This window comes from Bacillus carboniphilus, from assembly GCF_039522365.1.
Lineage (GTDB): Bacteria > Bacillota > Bacilli > Bacillales > JC228 > Bacillus_BF > Bacillus_BF carboniphilus.
On record NZ_BAAADJ010000023.1, the window covers coordinates 13,246 to 32,686 of the forward strand.

Annotated in this window: 20 protein-coding genes and 1 other annotated feature; of the genes, 13 read left to right on the plus strand and 7 right to left on the minus strand. The window is 38.9% G+C overall.

The window, feature by feature from the left end; genetic code table 11:
- Window positions 1-93: 93 nt before the first annotated feature.
- The 3 genes from ABDZ91_RS12245 (at window position 94) to ABDZ91_RS12255 (ending at window position 3,133) form a co-directional block, all read left to right on the plus strand.
- On the plus strand, window positions 94-900 hold the full coding sequence (locus ABDZ91_RS12245; RefSeq protein ID WP_343799363.1) for an alpha/beta hydrolase: 807 nt from the start codon (window positions 94-96) through the stop codon (window positions 898-900).
- A 10-nt stretch (window positions 901-910) separates the two neighbouring features.
- On the plus strand, window positions 911-2,011 hold the full coding sequence (locus tag ABDZ91_RS12250) for a tetraprenyl-beta-curcumene synthase family protein (RefSeq protein ID WP_343799365.1): 1,101 nt from the start codon (window positions 911-913) through the stop codon (window positions 2,009-2,011).
- 99 nt (window positions 2,012-2,110) lie between these two features.
- On the plus strand, window positions 2,111-3,133 hold the full coding sequence (locus ABDZ91_RS12255) for an LLM class flavin-dependent oxidoreductase (RefSeq protein WP_343799367.1): 1,023 nt from the start codon (window positions 2,111-2,113) through the stop codon (window positions 3,131-3,133).
- A 12-nt stretch (window positions 3,134-3,145) separates the two neighbouring features.
- On the opposite strand, the gene mnmM is transcribed toward ABDZ91_RS12255, so the two are convergent.
- Both mnmM and mnmL read right to left on the minus strand, forming a co-directional pair.
- Window positions 3,146-3,718: a tRNA 5-(aminomethyl)-2-thiouridylate-methyltransferase MnmM gene (gene mnmM, locus ABDZ91_RS12260; protein ID WP_343799369.1), complete on the minus strand. Its 573-nt coding sequence runs from the start codon at window positions 3,716-3,718 to the stop codon at window positions 3,146-3,148.
- Complete coding sequence (gene mnmL / locus ABDZ91_RS12265) at window positions 3,715-4,680, minus strand: tRNA modification radical SAM protein MnmL/YtqA (protein WP_343799371.1); 966 nt, start codon at window positions 4,678-4,680, stop codon at window positions 3,715-3,717. Before mnmL ends, mnmM begins: the two co-directional genes overlap by 4 nt.
- A gap of 168 nt (window positions 4,681-4,848) precedes the next feature.
- On the opposite strand from mnmL, the gene ABDZ91_RS12270 reads away from it, so the two are divergent.
- The 5 genes from ABDZ91_RS12270 (at window position 4,849) to ABDZ91_RS12290 (ending at window position 10,140) form a co-directional block, all read left to right on the plus strand.
- Window positions 4,849-5,112 (plus strand): YtzC family protein, encoded by a 264-nt coding sequence (locus tag ABDZ91_RS12270; protein WP_343799373.1) that lies wholly within the window; start codon window positions 4,849-4,851, stop codon window positions 5,110-5,112.
- Between the two features lie 10 nt (window positions 5,113-5,122).
- Entirely contained in the window at window positions 5,123-5,278 is a 156-nt protein-coding gene (locus ABDZ91_RS12275; protein ID WP_343799375.1) for a glycogen biosynthesis protein GlgD, read from the plus strand.
- Between the two features lie 401 nt (window positions 5,279-5,679).
- Window positions 5,680-6,867: an MDR family MFS transporter gene (locus ABDZ91_RS12280; RefSeq protein ID WP_343799376.1), complete on the plus strand. Its 1,188-nt coding sequence runs from the start codon at window positions 5,680-5,682 to the stop codon at window positions 6,865-6,867.
- Window positions 6,868-6,947: 80 nt separating this feature from the next.
- Window positions 6,948-7,194 (plus strand) — a binding site (T-box leader).
- A gap of 119 nt (window positions 7,195-7,313) precedes the next feature.
- Complete coding sequence (gene leuS / locus ABDZ91_RS12285) at window positions 7,314-9,728, plus strand: leucine--tRNA ligase (protein WP_343799378.1); 2,415 nt, start codon at window positions 7,314-7,316, stop codon at window positions 9,726-9,728.
- Between the two features lie 97 nt (window positions 9,729-9,825).
- Entirely contained in the window at window positions 9,826-10,140 is a 315-nt protein-coding gene (locus tag ABDZ91_RS12290; RefSeq protein WP_343799380.1) for a rhodanese-like domain-containing protein, read from the plus strand.
- 77 nt (window positions 10,141-10,217) lie between these two features.
- Here the strand turns inward: ABDZ91_RS12290 and ABDZ91_RS12295 are convergent, their stop codons facing one another.
- Together ABDZ91_RS12295 and ABDZ91_RS12300 are read right to left on the minus strand one after the other, a co-directional pair.
- Complete coding sequence (locus tag ABDZ91_RS12295) at window positions 10,218-10,967, minus strand: ABC transporter permease (protein ID WP_343799381.1); 750 nt, start codon at window positions 10,965-10,967, stop codon at window positions 10,218-10,220.
- Entirely contained in the window at window positions 10,964-11,695 is a 732-nt protein-coding gene (locus ABDZ91_RS12300; RefSeq protein ID WP_343799383.1) for an ABC transporter ATP-binding protein, read from the minus strand. The genes ABDZ91_RS12295 and ABDZ91_RS12300 overlap by 4 nt, the downstream gene beginning before the upstream one ends.
- A 199-nt stretch (window positions 11,696-11,894) precedes the next feature.
- Here ABDZ91_RS12300 and ABDZ91_RS12305 point away from each other — a divergent pair, with 199 nt between their 5' ends.
- Window positions 11,895-12,080: a sporulation protein Cse60 gene (locus ABDZ91_RS12305; RefSeq protein ID WP_343799385.1), complete on the plus strand. Its 186-nt coding sequence runs from the start codon at window positions 11,895-11,897 to the stop codon at window positions 12,078-12,080.
- Here ABDZ91_RS12305 and ABDZ91_RS12310 read toward each other — a convergent pair.
- The gene (locus ABDZ91_RS12310; RefSeq protein ID WP_343799387.1) at window positions 12,075-13,352 is read right to left on the minus strand and encodes a BaiN/RdsA family NAD(P)/FAD-dependent oxidoreductase; all 1,278 of its coding nucleotides are present in this window, start codon (window positions 13,350-13,352) and stop codon (window positions 12,075-12,077) included. The genes ABDZ91_RS12305 and ABDZ91_RS12310 overlap by 6 nt on opposite strands.
- Window positions 13,353-13,484: 132 nt before the next feature.
- Between ABDZ91_RS12310 and ABDZ91_RS12315 the strand changes: the two genes are divergently transcribed.
- Entirely contained in the window at window positions 13,485-15,101 is a 1,617-nt protein-coding gene (locus tag ABDZ91_RS12315; RefSeq protein WP_343799389.1) for a putative polysaccharide biosynthesis protein, read from the plus strand.
- Between the two features lie 42 nt (window positions 15,102-15,143).
- Here ABDZ91_RS12315 and ABDZ91_RS12320 read toward each other — a convergent pair whose 3' ends face one another.
- Window positions 15,144-15,392, minus strand: a complete 249-nt coding sequence (locus tag ABDZ91_RS12320) for a hypothetical protein (RefSeq protein ID WP_343799391.1) — start codon at window positions 15,390-15,392, stop codon at window positions 15,144-15,146.
- Window positions 15,393-15,487: 95 nt separating this feature from the next.
- Here ABDZ91_RS12320 and ABDZ91_RS12325 point away from each other — a divergent pair, with 95 nt between their 5' ends.
- Window positions 15,488-16,201, plus strand: coding sequence for a pseudouridine synthase (locus ABDZ91_RS12325; RefSeq protein WP_343799393.1), 714 nt, complete (start codon window positions 15,488-15,490; stop codon window positions 16,199-16,201).
- A gap of 665 nt (window positions 16,202-16,866) precedes the next feature.
- Here the strand turns inward: ABDZ91_RS12325 and ABDZ91_RS12330 are convergent.
- Window positions 16,867-17,088, minus strand: coding sequence for a DeoR family transcriptional regulator (locus ABDZ91_RS12330; RefSeq protein ID WP_343799395.1), 222 nt, complete (start codon window positions 17,086-17,088; stop codon window positions 16,867-16,869).
- Window positions 17,089-17,477: 389 nt separating this feature from the next.
- On the opposite strand from ABDZ91_RS12330, the gene ABDZ91_RS12335 reads away from it, so the two are divergent.
- Window positions 17,478-18,185 carry an ABC transporter ATP-binding protein gene (locus ABDZ91_RS12335; RefSeq protein ID WP_343799396.1) on the plus strand — a complete coding sequence of 236 codons (708 nt, stop codon included), beginning with the start codon at window positions 17,478-17,480 and terminating at the stop codon, window positions 18,183-18,185.
- A complete protein-coding gene (locus ABDZ91_RS12340) occupies window positions 18,186-19,370 on the plus strand; it encodes an ABC transporter permease (protein WP_343799398.1) in 1,185 nt (394 codons plus the stop codon).
- Window positions 19,371-19,441 lie beyond the last annotated feature (71 nt).

Genomic DNA, 19,441 nt, shown 5'->3' on the forward strand with positions numbered 1-19,441 from the left:
TATTTAATCATTCTACCTTATTTGTAATAAAGTTTGTTTTCTAAAGCAAGAAACAGTTTTTTATTTTGATAATAGAAAGGGGTGAGTCTTTCCGTGTGGAAATGGGAAGCGGATGAAAATGCTCTAGCCTCAATTGTCATCATCCATGGTGCATTTGAACATCATGGTAGATATAGATGGCTTGTAGAAATGTGGCGTTCAAGTGGATTTCATGTATTAATGGGAGACTTACCTGGACAAGGCACAACGACAAGATCCAATAGAGGTCATATTGATTCATTTGATGAATATATAGAAGAGGTTGATGGCTGGATTAAAGAAGCAGCAAAGTGGGAGTTGCCCATATTCTTAATCGGTCATAGTATGGGTGGTCTAGTGGTCGTCCGTTTATTACAGGAAAAAAAGGTGCATCTTGCTGGTGCTATTTTGTCTTCTCCATGCCTAGGTCTAGCTAAACATCCATCTAAATTCTTAGAATCCATTTCGTGGGGACTAAACAAAATCGCACCCAAAATGAAAGTAAGTCCAAAGCTAACGGTTGATTTAGTTACAAGAAATGTAGAAGTCCAAAATTCAGATGTGAATGATTCATTGTATGTGACAGATGTATCTGTACGATGGTATCGTGAATTAATACAAGGGGTTCATCAGGCTTTTGACAAGGTTCACAAAACGTTAGATGTTCCGTTACTTGTGATGCAGGGTGGAAATGATAAAATTGTGGATAAACAAGCCGTTCGGAAATGGTTCAACCAAGTGAAACTAAATGATAAGCATTATAAAGAATGGCAAGAATGTTACCACGAGATATTTAGTGAGCCCAATAGAGAAATCATTTTTGAATATACTGTAGATTTTGTGAAGGCGAGATTAAAGTTACTTGGTTACTACATAGAGTGAGGTGACACACGTGTCGATTCCAACTAAACCGATTGCACTCATGAAGCAGGTGTTTAAACAGGTAATGCCCACCGTTCATCAAGAGTTGAGCTATTGGAAAAAACGTGCTGAGGAAATTCCTAATGAAGAGTTACGAAAGCAGGCCCTGGCTAGTATTGCAGGAAAAACATTTCATTGTGAGGGAGGGGCAATCCTCTCACTTTTATCAGGTGCAGAAGCTGCGAAAATTATTAAGTTCATCGTGGCTTATCAAACCATCAGTGATTATTTAGACAATCTTTGTGATCGGAGTACATCTCTGGACCCGAAGGATTTTGAACAGCTTCATTTATCGATGAAGCATTCAGTAACCGTTGGAGCAAAGCTAGCACCGTATTACTGTTACCGAGAGGAACGAAACGACGGAGGTTACTTAGAAGAACTCGTTGTAACATGTCAAAGTGTCCTAGAACAATCGAAGCACTATCATTTGATTAAAGACCATTTAATCGAACTTTGCCAATACTACTGTGATTTGCAAGTCCATAAGCATGTTACGATTGAAGAGAGAGAAGCTCGTTTAATGAAGTGGTTTAATCAGTATAAAAAACAGATACCAGAAATGGAATGGTATGAATTCTCGGCTTGTTCTGGGTCAACATTAGGGATTTTTTGTTTGGTCTCCTACTCGTTCAGGAAAGACTTTAACGAGATTCCATTTGAACCAATTAAGGCAGGGTACTTTCCTTATGTTCAAGGCTTACATATCTTACTTGATTATTTTATAGACCAGGAAGAGGATAAATTAGAAGGAGATTTAAACTTTTGTTCCTATTATGAAAGCAATGAACAATTGGTTAATCGTTTGATACACTTTCTTAAACAAGCTGATAAATACATTGAAGGGCTCCCACACTCTGATTTCCATAAGCTGATAAACAGAGGCTTGTTAGGTGTCTATCTCTCCGATCAAAAAATAGGAAAACGATTTAGTGACAACAGAAAGATTGTGAAACAGCTATTAAAAACAGGAGGACCAACTGGTTACTTCTTTTATTGGAACCGGAAGGCATATGAGGCTGTTAAAAAATCAAAAATATTGTCTCCTCTTAAAGTGAAGAAGGAAGCTTAATTTGGAACGCTCAAACTTAGGTTTGAGCGTTTTACTGTGTTATATGCGCCTATCATTGGTACACTAAATATACAATGAAAAGGTAGAGAGGTCTGTGACATGACATCAATAAAATTGAGTATTCTCGAACAGTCACCCATTTCTGAAGGACAAACCGCCACTGAAGCTTTGAAAGAAACTGTAGAATTAGCAAAGTGGGCGGATCGCACCGGGTTCAATCGTTTTTGGGTGTCTGAACATCATGATACGGCATCACTAGCGGGATCTTCACCAGAGGTATTGATTTCTCATATTGGGAGTCACACAAAGAATATTCGGTTAGGTTCAGGGGGAATCATGCTCCCTCATTATAGTGCTTATAAAGTTGCTGAAAACTTTAAGCTGTTGGAAGCACTATATCCAAATCGGATTGATCTAGGAATTGGACGTGCCCCTGGTGGAATGCCGCGTGCATCCTATGCCCTTGCAGATGGAAGGCCAAGAGATGTAAAACGCTATCCTCAGCAAGTAGATGACCTACTCATGTATTTACACGATACAATCCCGGATGTCCATCCTTATAAAGGCTTAATAGCGGGACCAATGTCAGATTCTATTCCTCCAGTATGGATGCTTGGTTCAAGTCCATCCAGTGCTCTAGTGGCTGCTGAAAAAGGCCTTCCGTACTCCTTCGCTCTATTCATTAACGGAGAGGGAGGAGAAAGCTTTTTGCATAAGTATCGGCAGCATTTTCAGCCTTCACCATATTTGAAGAAACCCAAAACGATGGTTACTGTTTTTGTTGTTTGTGCGGAAACAGAAGAAAGAGCTAATTATATTGCAGGCAGTAAAGATTTAGCTATGCTTATGGCTGAGCAAGGAATGACTTCAAAGGGGACCCCTCATCCGGACAAATTTTTACAATATAAAATGAGTCCTTATGAAGAAAAACGAGTGGAATTTAATCGAAATCGAATGGTTGTTGGGACGCCAGAAAAGGTCAAGACGGAGTTAAACAGAATTTCAAGAGAATATGAAACAGATGAACTTATGCTAGCAACCATCACTTATGACTTTAAAGATAAACTTAAATCTTTTGAGTTAATTGCACGTGAATTTGGATATAACAAAGGTCAGCATTGATAGGATGCTGACCTAGATTTTTTCTAATGCAATAATAAAAGGTGGATTATTCGTTTGGTTAATAAATTGATACCTTAAAACATGGACGAATTGTTGGTCTAATTTTTCTACATAGCGAACGATGTAATCACGCTCAACTGCACCATCAAAATGGCCAGGATAAATCACTAGGACAATGACAGCCTCAGAGGGCATTACAGATAATAGTTGTTCTACTGCTGCAATCGTAGTCTTGGGTCTTGTAACAATAGATTTATCCCCACCTGGTAGGTAGCCCAGATTAAAAATAGCCCCCGTAATTTTCTTATGATGTAGAGGGGGAATAAAATCGAGGACATGCTCATGACCTTTTTGAAATAAGAGGACTTGATCAGTCATTTCGTGCTCCTGAAGGCGGTCTCTTGTCGTTTCAATAGCCTCTTTCTGAATATCAAACCCGTACACTTTTCCAGTATTCCCTACAAGCCGAGCGAGAAATAACGTATCGTGTCCGTTTCCAACTGTAGCATCTACCACAATATCCCCTTCTAAAACGGCACTCTCTATAATTTTCCTTGCAAAAGGTAATATTCTTTCTAACTTCATACCAGTTCCTCCTTAACGGTAGGAGTGTAAAACTTACCTTGCCAACTATCCCGTCGTTCTAATTCACGATCGATTTCGTTTAGTACCCCCCATTTATTCACACTCCACATCGGTCCAATCATTAAATCAATGGGGCCATCACCAGTAATCCGATGAATGATCATTTCTGGAGGTAAAATTTCAAGCTGATCACATGCAAGTTTGATGTACTCTTCAAATGATAAAAATTCTAGCATTCCTTTTTCATATTGCTTTACCATCGGAGTTCCTTTTAAAAGGTGTAAAAGATGAATTTTAATCCCTTGAACATCAAGCTTTGCTACTTCCTTTGCTGTTTCCATCATCATTTCAGGAGTTTCTTGGGGAAGTCCGTTAATAATATGGGAGCAGACACGAATCCCATGCTTACGAAGCTTATTTACTCCTTCTACATAGCATTGAAAATCATGGGCGCGGTTAATTAGGTCTGCCGTTTTTTGATGAACGGTTTGTAAACCAAGCTCTACCCAGAGGTAGGTCCTTTTATTCAATTCGGCTAAATACTCTACAACATCATCCGGAAGACAATCAGGTCTAGTGGCAATCGACAATCCCACTACACCTTCCTGTTTCAAAACGGTTTCATATTTTTCTCTTAGTACTTCTACAGGGGCATGAGTGTTTGTAAAGGCTTGGAAATAAGCAATATATTTTCCAGCCTTCCATTTGTCATGCATTCTTTCTTTGATATTGTGAAATTGGGTTTCTAAATCCTCCGCCCGGTTACCTGCAAAGTCACCAGATCCGGCTGCACTACAAAATGTACAACCTCCGTGAGCAACAGTTCCGTCTCGGTTCGGGCAGTCAAATCCGCCATCTAATGAGATTTTAAATACTTTATGTCCAAAGTGTTTTCGTAAATGATAATTCCATGTATGATATCTTTTATTGTCATTTGTAAAAGGAAATGGATTTTGTGACAATGGTACATCCTCCTTCTGAATTCAATTTATTCTACCACGGACAAGGGTTCCTTCCAACCAGTTACGGCACTGGCAAATATTAAATGGTCTATATGTACCAGGAAGGCTCACAATAAGAAATGGGGAGAGCCAATCCCTAACAAGTGTGATTTTCGGGGAGGAAATGACATGGCAACTCGACAATCAATGGATGACTTTCTTCAGCGCTGTGAAGACGCATTAAGAACGGCTCAAGAGGAATACTTAGCTGGTCAAAGACAAGAGCATTACCATGATCAAGAATATACTCAGGCGATGCAGGGGCTGGAAGATACCATCAATGAGCTTCAAATTATGGCACATAGTGCGAACGCTCAACAGCGGGATCAACTGTATCGTATGAGGCTTCAAATTGAACAACTTCAAAATAGAATGATCTTACTTGACCACTAGGAGGAGAACCATGAAGAAACGTTCGAAGCAAAACAACCCTGAACAAAAAACAAACAATGGTGTTAACAATTTTGACACTGAAATGGCTAAGGAGCATGACCAAGTCTTAGCAGTAAAAAAGAAAAATGCTAAAAGAGGTCAACCGGATCGATCTAAGACGAATTAGTTTATTTGTGAGAAGCTGCTACTTGATAGTAGTGGCTTTTTTTTTCTGTATGGACTATGTATGGTGCCCGTTTTGGGTTTGAGAAGTAAAGAATGGTCACCATACGTGGCGAATGATGCCCGTTTTGGGTTTGAGAAGAAAAAAATGGTCATCATAGGTATGCAATGGTGCCCTTTTTGGGTACGAGAAGTAAAAAATGGTCACCATACGTCATCAGAACTAGGGTAAGATCGTCCACGCTGATTCCAACATATACATCCTCAATCATAAGTAAAAAAATCCCTTATTAACTGAATAATTGAACTTTATATCTAGGAGTATTTTTCTATTGCTCAACCTCTTAAAAAGACCTACAATTACTTTGTTATTCGAAATAATTGATGGAAGGGGCTGTTTCACAAATGCCTCGTTCAGTATGGCTATTAGTCATTGGTATGGCTGTGAATGTGACAGGTTCATCATTTTTGTGGCCTCTTAATGCCATTTTTATAAATCAACATTTAGGGAAAACCTTAACGATTGCTGGGGTTGTGCTTTTACTCAACCAAGCTGCAAGTGTAGCCGGAAACTTAATTGGTGGATCTCTGTTTGACAAATTAGGTGGATACCGAACTATTATAGTTGGAACGCTATTTGCCTTACTGGCTTCCATAGGATTATCGTTCTGGCATAGCTGGGTACCCTACATTCTTTTCCTAATCTTAATCGGTTTCGGTTCTGGTATGATTTTTCCTGCGATGTACGCTTTAGCAGGATCTGTTTGGAAAGAAGGAGGACGTAGAGCATTTAATGCCATATACGTTGCTACCAACCTAGGAGTTGCCCTAGGATCTGCATTAGGTGGGATGGTCGCATCATTTAGTTTTGAATTAATTTTCATTGCTAATGCTTCATTATTCTTCGTTTACTTCTTGATTGCTCTAATTGGATACCGCTCTATTGAAGGAACAAAAGGTATGTCAACTTCAGTCCTGACTCACTCTGGGAAAGTGAAAAGTTATACGAAGCTAACAGCTCTGTTAGTTGTTTGTTTCGGTTATATGCTAATTTGGATTGGCTATGTTCAATGGCAGACAACGATTGCTGCTTATACTCAGGAAATTGCTATTAGTTTAAAGCAATACAGCTTATTATGGACTATTAACGGTGCATTGATTGTGTTAGGCCAACCACTATTATCGAAAGTGGTAAAGCATTTTAGAACGCTAAAACAACAAATTATTGTCGGTATTTTTATCTTCATTATTGCTTTCTCCGTTGCAAGTGTTGCGGATGCTTATATCGGCTTTATGACAGCTATGGTGATTATGACAATAGGAGAAATGTTAATATGGCCAGCTGTACCAACGATTGCCCAAAGCCTAGCACCAGAAGGAAGAGAAGGGTTTTACCAAGGTATAGTTAATAGCACAGCCACTGTTGGACGAATGTTAGGGCCTTTAGTTGGAGGTCTCCTTGCCGATCAATACGGAATGAACATGTTATTTATCACATTAAGCGTCCTGTTTGTACTAAGTATTTTTACTACTCTCTTATACGATCGAGGGCTAAAGCGTGTGGAAGTACCACAAGCAAAAGTCAGTGCTTAAAACGAAAGGAGCAAAATTTGTTGAAGAAACACTTGCAAATTTTGCTCCATTTACATACAATAATAAACAACTTTATGCAAACTAAAGCGTTGAAAAGGAATAGTAGCTTTTGTAATCTCGTAGTCAGAGAGTTGACGGGTGGTGCAAGTCAACCGAGACCAAAGTGAACTCGCCTTGGAGCCATAGGTGTGAACGAATAGTAATGCCTATCGTGAGTCTGCGTTAATGACTGAATGAAGCGAGTGCAAATTGAGTAGTCCAACATGACACTTAAGCACTAACGTGGGTGGTACCGCGGGAGTATACATACGTCCTCTCGTCCCAATACTGGGATGAGAGGACTTTTTTATTTTATTTTATTTTGGCTATGTTAAAGCTAATTGGCAATTTGAAATCAACAGGGCAGAAAACAGAGCCTTATTTTAAAAAATTGGAGGATTAAAGTCATGAGTTTTAGCCATCAACACATTGAAGAAAAATGGCAAAGTTATTGGGAAAAAAATAAGACATTTAAAACACCGGATGAATCTAGTAAGAAGAAATTCTATGCGCTTGATATGTTTCCATATCCATCAGGAGCGGGTCTACATGTAGGTCACCCTGAAGGTATGACAGCTACGGATATTGTCTCTCGTATGAAACGCATGCAAGGATATAACGTCCTACATCCAATGGGGTGGGACGCATTTGGACTTCCTGCAGAGCAATATGCTTTGGACACTGGAAACGATCCAGCTGAATTCACTCAAAAAAATATCGATACTTTCCGTAGACAAATTAAGTCTCTAGGTTTTTCCTATGATTGGGACCGCGAAGTAAATACGACAGATCCAAAATACTATAAGTGGACGCAATGGATTTTTACAAAGCTATACGAAAAAGGTCTAGCTTACGTGGATGAAGTAGCTGTTAACTGGTGTCCTGCACTTGGAACTGTACTTGCCAACGAAGAAGTCATTGATGGAAAGAGTGAACGTGGAGGACATCCAGTCATTCGTAAGCCGATGAGGCAGTGGATCTTGAAGATTACCGAATACGCAGACCGTCTTCTTGAGGATCTAGATGAATTGGACTGGCCAGAAAGTCTTAAAGATATGCAGCGCAACTGGATTGGCCGTTCAGAAGGTGCTCAAATTACATTTGATGTAGACCATGTAGGAGAGAGCTTCTCTGTTTTTACAACGAGACCTGATACACTATTCGGCGCAACTTATGCAGTACTAGCTCCGGAACATCCTTTAGTTGAAAAGATTACAACTCCTGAGCAAAAAGAAAAGGTCGAAGAGTACATTAAAGCCATCCAAAGCAAGAGTGACCTTGAAAGAACAGACCTTGCAAAAGATAAAACAGGCGTATTTACTGGAGCTTATGCAGTTAACCCTGTAAACGATGAAAAAATGCCAATTTGGATTGCCGATTACGTTCTTATGAGCTATGGAACGGGTGCCATCATGGCGGTTCCAGCACATGATGAAAGAGACTATGAATTTGCTCGTAAGTTTGAACTTCCAATTAAAGAAGTCGTAGCAGGCGGAGATGTTTCAAAAGAAGCCTATACCGGTGATGGAGAACACGTAAACTCAGACTTCCTAAACGGACTTGGAAAAGAAGAAGCAATCAAGAACATGATTGCATGGCTTCAAGAAAAAGGAGTAGGGGAAGGTAAAGTAACTTACCGTCTAAGAGACTGGTTGTTCTCGAGACAACGTTACTGGGGTGAGCCAATCCCAATTATCCATTGGGAAGATGGGACATCAACAGTTGTACCTGAAGAAGAACTACCACTTGTTCTACCAAAAACGACAGAAATTAAACCATCTGGTACAGGTGAATCCCCACTTGCGAACATTGAAGATTGGGTAAATGTAGTCGATGAAAAGACAGGTAAAAAAGGTAGACGCGAAACGAACACAATGCCTCAATGGGCTGGAAGCTGTTGGTACTACCTTCGTTATATAGATCCAGATAACGATGAGGTCATTGCGAGTGAGGAAAAGCTAAAGCAATGGCTACCTGTTGACCTATATATCGGTGGTGCTGAGCACGCTGTACTTCACTTGCTCTATGCGAGATTCTGGCATAAATTCCTTTACGACCTAGGCGTTGTATCTACAAAAGAACCATTCCAAAAGCTATTTAACCAAGGGATGATTCTTGGCGAAAATAACGAGAAGATGAGTAAGTCTAAAGGGAATGTTGTAAACCCAGACGAAATCGTTACTACTCACGGAGCAGATACTCTAAGACTTTATGAAATGTTCATGGGGCCACTGGATGCGTCCATCGCTTGGTCAACTACTGGACTTGACGGTTCTAGAAGATTCTTGGATCGTGTTTGGAGATTGTATGTGAATGAAGATGGTAAGCTAAATGAGAAGATTACCGACCAGGCTACCTCTTCGCTTGAAAAGGTCTACCACCAAACCGTTAAAAAGGTAACAGAAGACTTTGAGATTCTTCATTTCAATACGGCTATCTCGCAAATGATGGTATTTATCAATGAAGCATACAAAGCAGAACAACTTCCAATCGAGTACATGAAAGGATTTGTGAAGCTCCTATCTCCTATTTGTCCTCACATTGCTGAAGAGCTATGGGAGAAGCTTGGTGGAACAGATACGATCACGTACTCAGAATGGCCAACTTATGATGAAGCGAAATTGGTTGATGATGAAGTTGAAGTCGTTGTTCAAATCAATGGGAAAGTAAAAGCAAAGCTAATGGTACCAAATGATATTGATAAAGCGCAGCTTGAAGAGATTGCGATGAAGGATGATAAGGTTCAGTCACAACTAGAAGGAAAAACAGTTCGAAAAGTAATTGCTGTACCTGGCAAGCTTGTGAATATCGTAGCTAACTAATTTTACAATGGGGCTCTCTATCAAGAGAGTCCCTTCTCTTTTATTTGATTGTTAATTTGAATATAATAAACGATAGTGACTAAGAGGAGGTTTATTGATGGAAAATATTAGAGAAATTACCCCAGAAGAAGTAGAACAACAATTAAAAGAAGGCAAAAAGCTTAACCTTATTGATGTAAGAGAAGATGACGAAGTAGCTCAAGGTATGATTCCCCAAGCTAAACATATTAAAATGGGAGAAATCCCAGACAACCTAGATCAGCTTGATAAAAACGAAGATTATGTAATCATTTGCCGTTCTGGTGGAAGAAGTGGAAGAGTCAGTGAGTTTTTGCAAGAGCAAGGCTATAAGGTTCAAAACATGGTAGGCGGTATGCTTGAGTACATAGGCGAGACAAAGCCGAAGGAGTAAGCTACATATGGAAGGGAGGGGAGCCGATTATCATGGCAACCCCCTCCCTTTTCTGTTTCAATAGTATGTATTCCCACTTAAGACTTCAACAGTTGCATCCGCTGATTAAATAACGTCGGATACGATAAAAACCCGAGAGACAGGCTTGTCACAGCCGCTGTCGTTAGGAGTAGGAATAAAATCAACAATTGAAATTGTACAGCTTGAACAGGGTCAGCTCCCGCAATAATTTGTCCACTCATCATGCCTGGAAGCTGGACAAGACCCACTGTTTTCTGACTTTCAATGGTTGGGATCATACTTGCTTTGATTGCTTCAATGAGTCGAGTATGAACTGCTTGCTTTGGCGTTCCACCTAGTGCCAGAATGAGCTCAATTTGGTCTTGATGCGTTTCAACCTCTGAAGTAAAGCGATTCAAAAATAATATAGAGAGGACCATGGAATTTCCGATGACCATTCCACTGATTGAAATTATGTACTGAGTTTCTGGAGGAGTAATTCCAAAGCCCAGTAGAATACTTTGAGTTAAAATTTCCACGAAAATCAGTGTAACAGCTACTTTCCATGTAATCCCTTTTATAGCAATCCCTTTTCTACTAGCATTGTGTGTAGCAGCGACAATCATTAAAACAACCATCAAGAAAATGTAAAGGAAGCTTTCCGAATCAAACACAAACTTAAGTACATACCCAATTACTAAAAGCTGAATGATAGAGCGAACAGTTGCGATTAGGGTGTCTTTTTCAAGACCTAACTTAAAGGTTCTAGATAAAAAAAGTGGAATCAATACAAAAATTAACGTAATGGATAGGGTTAAATAGGTCATAGTGATTCCCCCTTTACGAACCGTTTTACTCTTTCGTTTGTTGGATTATGTAATAAACTACTCTCCCCTGTTTCAATCACTTCTCCATCCATCAATACCCACGTGTAGTCCCCGATATTTAGTGCTTGTTGTAAGTTATGGGTGATCCAGATCATACTTGTTCCATATTTTTTATTGATCTTCACGATGAGTTCCTCAATCTCTGTTACGGAAGTCCGATCAAGCGACGATGTAATTTCATCAAGCAATAAGATTTTTGGTTTGTTTACTAAGGTCCTAGCAATTGAAACTTTTTGTCTTTGCCCTCCAGATAAATCCTTTACCTTCCGATGGAGGTAGTCCGTTGACAGCCCCACATCCTCTAGTAAATCTTTTGCCACCGATTCTTTTAATTTTTTCCCTTGTAGAGTCATGGGCAACGCTAAATTATCAAAAACTGTTCCATTTATCATAGGAGCACTTTGAAGGGCAATTCCCACAAGACGTCTTAATTCCACAGGTGGGTAATCTGTTATCGGGTCATCCTTTATGTATATTTCCCCTGAATTAGGTGAGAGGAGACCATTACATAGCTTTAAAAGGGTTGTTTTACCTCCCCCAGACGGCCCAACTAAAGTTGTCACCTTACCTTCAGGAAAAGACCCTGTAACATTTTTTAAAATTTCCGTTCCATCAACGGAATAATATATATGATTAAAATGGATGGCTGGTTTATACCGGTTACTCATGCAAAGTTACCTTCCTTTATTTTGGTTCCTCTATGTTTTGCTTATTTTATCATAAATAAAATTGAAGCCCGTACATATAAAAAGAGACACTCTACCGAAATCTTTTCCTGTAGCGTGCCTCTGTATAAATGACAGAATTGTTTAAAAAATTATAAACCTTACCATACTAGTACTAAATTTATAAAAGGATGGATACGAAATGGTTCAAGTAAAATTATTTGATTGCGACCACGAAAAGGATTTAGAAAATGCGATTAACTATTTTCTAGAGAATTTAGATAGCTCGGACGTCATTGATATTAAATACAGTGTGTCAGCATTTCCTGAAAATACGGGTGATCAAATCTATTGTTTCACAGCGATGGTTGTCTATCATAAATCATAAGTATTCATTTGCAAACTTAGCTTCTTCAGCTGCATTTAGTCCAGCCAATCTTCCTGTTACTAATGCAGATGTAATATTATAGCCACCTGTATATCCATGTATGTCTAAAATCTCACCACAGAAATATAGTCCATCCTGAAACTTAGATTTCATCATTTTAGGCTCAATCTCTTTAATCGATACTCCACCACCCGTGACGAATGCTTTTTCAAGCGGAAGAGTCCCATTTACTTTGAATGTGAATCCTTTGGAAAGCTGGATAAAGGTTCGCAATTTTTCATAGTTGACATGATTGCCAGACTCTCCGGGGTCTAGTTCAGCCAGTTCTAATAAAAAATGAAGGTACCGTTCTGGTAGGAAACCTTTTAAAACATTCTTTAATGCTTTCTTTGGTTCATCCTTAAGCATAGTGGATACCTCTTGGAAAAGCTGTTCTACATTTTTTTCCGGAATCGCATCTATGGAGACTGATACTGCTTCGAGGTTCCATTTCTTCATAGCTTTAACTACGAATTGACTGCAGCGAAGGACAGCAGGCCCAGAAATTCCAAAGTGGGTAAAAATCATATCCATTTTGTGAGTAATGAGTGGCTTCCCTTTTGGATTGATTACACTAAGAGCTACATCTCTTAAAGATAAGCCTTGAAGGGTTTTATCTTTAATAAACGTCTCATTTGATGTGAGAGGAACCTCGGTTGGATACAGCTCAGTGACTGTGTGACCAGCTTTTTCAGCCCATGCGTAACCGTCTCCTGTTGATCCAGTATGAGGAACTGATTTTCCTCCCACCGCAAGAATTACGGTACGTGTTTTTATAATCTCTCCAGTCATCAGTTCAACTTGATGACAACCATCGACATTATAATGGACATCCTTAACAGGGGTGTTCGTCCGGGTTTCCACACCGAGCTCGTCCATTTTATGTAAAAGGGCATTCACCACGGACTGCGCTTTATCCGTTACAGGAAACATCCTACCATGGTCTTCTTCTTTTAATTGGACTCCCAAATTTTCAAAGAATTCAATGATGTCCTCATTATTAAAAACAGAAAAAGCACTATATAAAAAGCGACCATTCCCAGGGATGTGTTGAATAATTTCATCTATTGGGAGACGGTTCGTCACGTTACAACGCCCCCCACCTGAAATCGCCAGCTTTCTTCCTAATTTATTACCTTTATCTAAAAGTAAAACCTTAGCTCCACTTTCTCCTGCGGCAATGCTCGCCATCAAACCGGAAGGACCACCGCCTATAACTAAACAATCATACATGAAACGCTCACCTACTACTTAAATTTTTGTCTGTAATGAATAGAAAAATTGTCATAATCACCGTAAAACATGTAAACTACAAATAGTGTACTTTAAGTACACAGAAAGAGAAAGTTCAGGAAGGATCTCATTATGTCTTCAAACCTTATAAGAGGTACTTTTATATTAACACTTGGTACATTTTTATCTAAATTTCTAGGTCTTTTTTATGTTATACCTTTTTATTCGATTATAGGTAAAGAAGGGACCGCTTTATACACGTATGGATATGTTCCCTATACTATTGCCATTAGTGTGGCAACAGCAGGGGTTCCTTTAGCTGTCTCAAAATTTGTTTCCAAGTATAACGCATTAGAAGAATATGAAATGGGTCAGAGAATATTCAGGTCAGGCATTTCACTAATGCTCATTACTGGAGTAATATCGTTCCTTTTACTATTTGCATTAGCTCCTGTATTCGCTGATATTATTATCCCTGAAGATGAGGGATTTTTATCATCTCGGTCAGATGTAATAGGTGTGATCAGGGCAGTTAGTTTTGCACTTATTCTGGTTCCTATCCTCAGCCTTATTCGGGGATTTTTCCAAGGGCATGAGTCAATGGGGCCATCAGCAGTTTCGCAAGTAGTTGAACAGATTGTTAGAATCGTGTTTTTATTAGCTGCTTCTTACGCTGTCATTAACATATTCAATGGTGAGTTAAGCACAGCTGTCAATTTTGCTACTTTTGCTGCTTTTATAGGAGCAATAGGTGGTTTAGCTGTTTTAGGCTGGTACTGGATTAAAAGGCGTTCTCATATGAATACGTTATTTTCCAAAAGCAAAGGCCAGATCCATATGACAACGTGGGAAATGTACAAAGAATTATTAACCTATGCAGGTCCTTTTGTGTTAGTAGGTATTGCGAACCCACTCTACCAATTTATTGATCAGCTAACATTTAATAATGCAATGGTAGAAGCGGGGATTGAGAAGGAACAAGCCGAAACTATTTTAGGTATACTCAACTTTTCAACCCACAAACTTATTTTAATACCCGTTACATTAGCTATTGCTCTTTCACTTACATTGGTACCGGTCATTACTAAAACATTTGTACAACAGAACTTTCATTCCTTACATAATCAGCTTACACAAACGTTCCAGATTTTATTGTTCTTAACAATTCCAGCTTGTGTAGGGTTGTTAGTTCTTGCAGAACCCATGTATACCTTATTCTATGAGAATCTCTCAGAAGGTACTCATATTCTAGCGATATACGCACCGGTTGCGATTTTGTTTGCTCTCTTCTCAGTTACAGCTGCCATTCTGCAAGGAGTGGACGAGCAACGTTATACCTTACTTAGTCTTTTAGTGGGGTTACTCATTAAACTAAGTCTTAATATTCCACTGATTCATTGGTTACAAGCAGATGGTTCCATTTTAGCGACAGCACTTGGATACTCGGCTGCGATTTTAATAAACCTATTTGTGATTAAAAGAACGGCAAACTTCCAATTTGGAAAAGTATTTCGAATGTCTCTATTGATCTTAATCTTAACTGCCTTTATGGCACTTGCTGTCTTTTCAACTTCATATATCATGGAGATTTTCTTTGAACCGGTATCAAAAATACAAGCTCTCATGATTGTGTTACCGAGTGTATTCATGGGTTTATTGGCATATGGACTTATCAGTTTAAAACTAGGTTTGGTGGCCAAACTATTCCCAAGTCAATATCAAAGGTTGAAGGCCAAATTGTTGGGGTAATTAGAAAGCGGTTCCCAAGATTTTCGGAGAACCGCTTTTTGCTTAGTATTGCTGCTGCCCAATGCCTAATCTACGTTCAATTCTTTCAATACGACGATCTAAACGGTCAAACTGACGATTAAGGCGGTCTACTTGTCTTTCAAGTTGTGACACACGTCTTTCAAGTGATTGGCCACCGCCACCAGGATAACCGCCACCAGGGTAACCAGGTGAACCACCGCCTGGGAATCCAGGTATCGGAATATATACGCCACCTTGGCCGATTGGTGGCTGTTGCTGTCTATAATACATAAGAGCCCTCCTCGATATTGTTTCATTGTAGTTTATGAAAATTAGGCCATCCTGGTCACAGATTTACCGAATCTTTCTAATAGAAGGTGACACCATTGAGAATAGATAAAATGCTTGCTAATTTAGGATATGGAAGTCGAAAAGAAGTGAAGAAGCTACTAAAAGATGGAGCTGTTTTAGTAAATGGTTCTTTGATTAAAGATGCTAAAGAACATGTAAATCCAGACGAAGACATAGTTACGATACACGGGGAAGAAGTAGTATATCGAGAGTTTATTTACCTCATGATGAATAAGCCACCAGGTGTGATTTCAGCAACTGAGGATACTAGAGAGGAAACGGTAATCGATTTACTAGAAATTGAAGATGCGGTCTTTCAACCATTTCCGGTTGGACGGCTCGATAAGGATACTGAAGGTCTTCTGTTACTAACAAATGACGGGCAACTGGCACATCAACTTCTATCTCCCAAAAAACATGTACCCAAAACATACTTTGCCGTAGTTGAAGGGGAAGTTGATGAGGAAGATATACAGGCATTTGAAGAAGGGGTCACTTTAGATGATGGGTATGAAACGAAGCCGGGATATTTAAAAATATTAAAAGCCGGCCAAACTTCCGATATTGAACTGACCATAACAGAAGGAAAGTTCCATCAGGTTAAGCGCATGTTTGCTGCAAGAGGAAAAAGGGTGATTTATTTAAAACGCCTATCGATGGGGAAGCTTCAGTTAGATGAAACATTGGAATTAGGGGAGTATCGTGAATTAACAGAAGAAGAAGTTGAATTATTAAAAGAGGGAAGATAAGGCGGAGACGGTGGTCTCCGTTTTTTGTGGTTTAAAAATGAAGACTCTGTTGTTTGTGATTTAAGGAGTTCTCTTTTTAGCCGAAGGTCTCGGTTATTAGTGAATCCGATCTCAAACGAGACAGAAAGTGCTGCGTCTGTCCCGTTTAGTGGTAAACCAAGTCTCAAACGGGACAGAAGAGACGGCGTCTGTCCCGTTTAGCAGTGAATCCAGGCTCAAACGGGACAGAAGAGATGGCGTTTGTCCTGTTTAGCAGTGAATGCAGTCTCAAACGGGACAGAAGAGACGGTGTCTGTCCCGTTTAGCAGTGAATGCAGACTCAAACGGGACAGAAGAGACGGTGTCTGTCCCATTTAGGAGTGAATCCAGCCTCAAACGGGACAGCAGAGTGTACGTCTGTCCCATTTAGGAGTGAATCCAGCCTCAAACGGGACAGCAGAGTGTACGTCTGTCCCATTTAGGAGTGAATCCAGTCTCAAACGGGATAGAAGAGACGGCGTCTGTCCCGTTTAGCATTGAAGCCAACCTCAAACGGGACAGAAGAAACCGCACCTGTCACTTTCATCACAAATACTTCCAAAAATGAACCCAAAAAAAAAGACCACTGTGCCCACACAGTAGTCCAAAATAAAAACACCTGATGTATGTAACTGTAAATGCTAAGTCTATGAAGTCATCTTTACTTTTTTCCTAGTTGTAGTCCATTTTCCTCTGCTAGGACTTTTTACTAAGTTGTTATATGCTAACACGTTTAAATCTCTTTGGATGGTTCTCGAGGTCATGTTGAATTCCTCTACAAGCTCTTGGGTGGAAACCGTACCGTTCTCCTTTATAAACATATAAACAGATTTTATACGGGTCAGCATACGGTCAGTTGTTGGTTTCAAAAAACCACTCCTTTTGAACTTTTTCCAAAGGCAACCCTACATTCGGCACTTCAATCCAATGCGTTTCGGGGTTATGGTTTGTTGGCAAACAACTCCTTCAAGAGGTGATCCCAATAAAATCAATATTCCGACTATTTTGGGTTCACGATATTTAGTTATCTTAAATGTAATAATTCTATTGTAGCCTTTTTTCAGAAAAAAGACTAGGAATTCAAGAAAATTTACAAATATTTACCTTTATAGAACATTTCAACCTACAGAAAACTGAATTTTCAATCTCCACCTCCTCTTTCCATATATATGAGATGATATGGAAAACTTTATCCTTTTTTCTAAAAAGTGACTCTTTTTCCCAAAGAATTTCGTATAGGTAGATGAGGTGTTTTTAGATGAACAATATTGTAACAGTTGATATTCAATCTGCAGGCTATGAAAAAAAGAAACCGATGATCAAGGATGTTCAGTTTTCCATTCAAAGAGGAGAGATTGTTGGTTTAATTGGACCAAATGGGGCTGGTAAGAGTACAACGATTCAAAGTTTGCTAGGACTTTTAGAGTTTGTTGATGGCAGTGTATCCTGGGAAGAAAAGATGAGGCTTTCCTATATACCAGAAAAACCTTTGTATTATGACGACTTAACATTAAGAGAGCATATTGATTTCTTGCTAACTGTAGAAAATACATATGACAAAGAATCACTTGAACTAGTGGACGAGCTTTTAGAGATATTTAAATTAAAAGACTTTCAGCACCAATTGCCAGCTACTTTTTCTAAAGGGATGCAACAAAAGGGAATGATCGTTTTTGCCCTGATGACTAAACCGGATTTTTATTTAATAGATGAGCCCTTTATTGGCCTAGATCCCAATGCTACCAAAAAGCTCTTAGAATTACTCCAATCTGAGATTAACCGGGGAGCTGGGATACTAATGTCAACCCATGTGTTGGATACGGCTGAAAAAATATGTGATCGATTCCTGCTACTCAATCAAGGTGAATTACTTGCGAAAGGAACTCTTCAAGAATTAAATGAGAAAAAGGGTACACCGATGCTTTCCTTATTGGATTTATTTGAAGTGTTTACGGAGGATAGATAATTGAAAGAGAGTCGAATCTTTGTAAGACGTGTCAAAAAATCCTATAGAGAAAAGGCTATGGTTTTAAAAGTCATTGGTGATTGGACAATTTGGCTCTATTTATTTATTCCGGCTACTGTCATAGGTGTCATTCAATATAATCGTTGGTTACATGAACCGCCCGTTCTGTTAAATGAAATATTTATTATCTTTGTTTGGTTACTCTTTTATGTGGTTGTATGGAATGGTAGGATTAGACCTTTTTTAGAAGAACCAGACCCTGTATTTTTAATGAAGAAACCTACCTCTATTATTAAACTTAAAAAATATGCTCTTACCTATGGAATCGTATTCTATTCCTTTACGACTCTCGTTTTTACAATATTGGTATATCCAATTCTGTTAAAACCACTAGCATATTCATTAGATGATTGGCTATGCTTTTTCTGTTTTTGGCTAGTGATGAAATGGTTCATTTTAGCATTGAAACGTAAGATTAACATCAATCATAAATATGTTAATCATTTCGTTTATACTGGAATGTTTTTAGTAGGCATTGGATTCCTACTTATAATGTTTCAGCTCTGGTTATTTTTCCCCCAGGTCTTATGGTTTGTTATCATCTTGATCGGTGTTCTTTCACTTGCAATCCATATCCATCATGCAAAGTCACTGTTCACCTTTCATCAAGATCTAATACAAGAACAAAAAGAACGTAGTAAATGGACAATGTGGACCTTTTCAATGGTGAAAGAAATTGAAAAGCCAAAAGTAATCCGCCGAAAAAAACCAATTATGTTAGAGCGGGGGGACAGTCCGTTAATAAAGAAGAGATCACAAGTAAACGGTTTTTTAGAACTATTTCTTAAAGTCTTTTTCAGAAACGGAAACTATGTACTTGGCTATGCTCAGCTTACACTTTTCACCTGTATTGCATTTGCAGTTATTCCATCGTTAGTGGTAAAAATCATTGTGTTAGTCTGTTACTTTTTTATGATTCTATTTTGGTTAGATCAAGTAACGGAAACCATTCTTCGAAAGAGTAAGCTTGGACATAAATACAATAAAGATATTCATTTTTTATTGGCCAAAAAGAAATTCAGTAACATACTTGGTGGAATTTCTTTAGGGGTTGTTCTACTTGTCTTTTTTTTAACGATTCAGGACCCATTAGCAGGATTACGCTCCATACTTTATCGAATATAAAATAGGTGGATAATCAAAAATGGTTTTGGTAAGCTAGCGATAAGAAATAAACAAACAATAAGGAGATTGAG

Bases quoted from the DNA above. Each gene is read 5' to 3' on its own strand.
- mnmM (WP_343799369.1), bottom strand. From the start codon at position 3,718: ATGAAGTTAGAAAGAATATTACCTTTTGCAAGGAAAATTATAGAGAGT.
- ABDZ91_RS12255 (WP_343799367.1), top strand. From the start codon at position 2,111: ATGACATCAATAAAATTGAGTATTCTCGAACAGTCACCCATTTCTGAA.
- ABDZ91_RS12320 (WP_343799391.1), bottom strand. From the start codon at position 15,392: ATGTATTATAGACAGCAACAGCCACCAATCGGCCAAGGTGGCGTATAT.
- ABDZ91_RS12290 (WP_343799380.1), top strand. From the start codon at position 9,826: ATGGAAAATATTAGAGAAATTACCCCAGAAGAAGTAGAACAACAATTA.
- leuS (WP_343799378.1), top strand. From the start codon at position 7,314: ATGAGTTTTAGCCATCAACACATTGAAGAAAAATGGCAAAGTTATTGG.
- ABDZ91_RS12315 (WP_343799389.1), top strand. From the start codon at position 13,485: ATGTCTTCAAACCTTATAAGAGGTACTTTTATATTAACACTTGGTACA.
- ABDZ91_RS12280 (WP_343799376.1), top strand. From the start codon at position 5,680: ATGCCTCGTTCAGTATGGCTATTAGTCATTGGTATGGCTGTGAATGTG.
- ABDZ91_RS12300 (WP_343799383.1), bottom strand. From the start codon at position 11,695: ATGAGTAACCGGTATAAACCAGCCATCCATTTTAATCATATATATTAT.
- ABDZ91_RS12305 (WP_343799385.1), top strand. From the start codon at position 11,895: ATGGTTCAAGTAAAATTATTTGATTGCGACCACGAAAAGGATTTAGAA.
- ABDZ91_RS12295 (WP_343799381.1), bottom strand. From the start codon at position 10,967: ATGACCTATTTAACCCTATCCATTACGTTAATTTTTGTATTGATTCCA.
- ABDZ91_RS12270 (WP_343799373.1), top strand. From the start codon at position 4,849: ATGGCAACTCGACAATCAATGGATGACTTTCTTCAGCGCTGTGAAGAC.
- ABDZ91_RS12310 (WP_343799387.1), bottom strand. From the start codon at position 13,352: ATGTATGATTGTTTAGTTATAGGCGGTGGTCCTTCCGGTTTGATGGCG.
- ABDZ91_RS12275 (WP_343799375.1), top strand. From the start codon at position 5,123: ATGAAGAAACGTTCGAAGCAAAACAACCCTGAACAAAAAACAAACAAT.
- ABDZ91_RS12335 (WP_343799396.1), top strand. From the start codon at position 17,478: ATGAACAATATTGTAACAGTTGATATTCAATCTGCAGGCTATGAAAAA.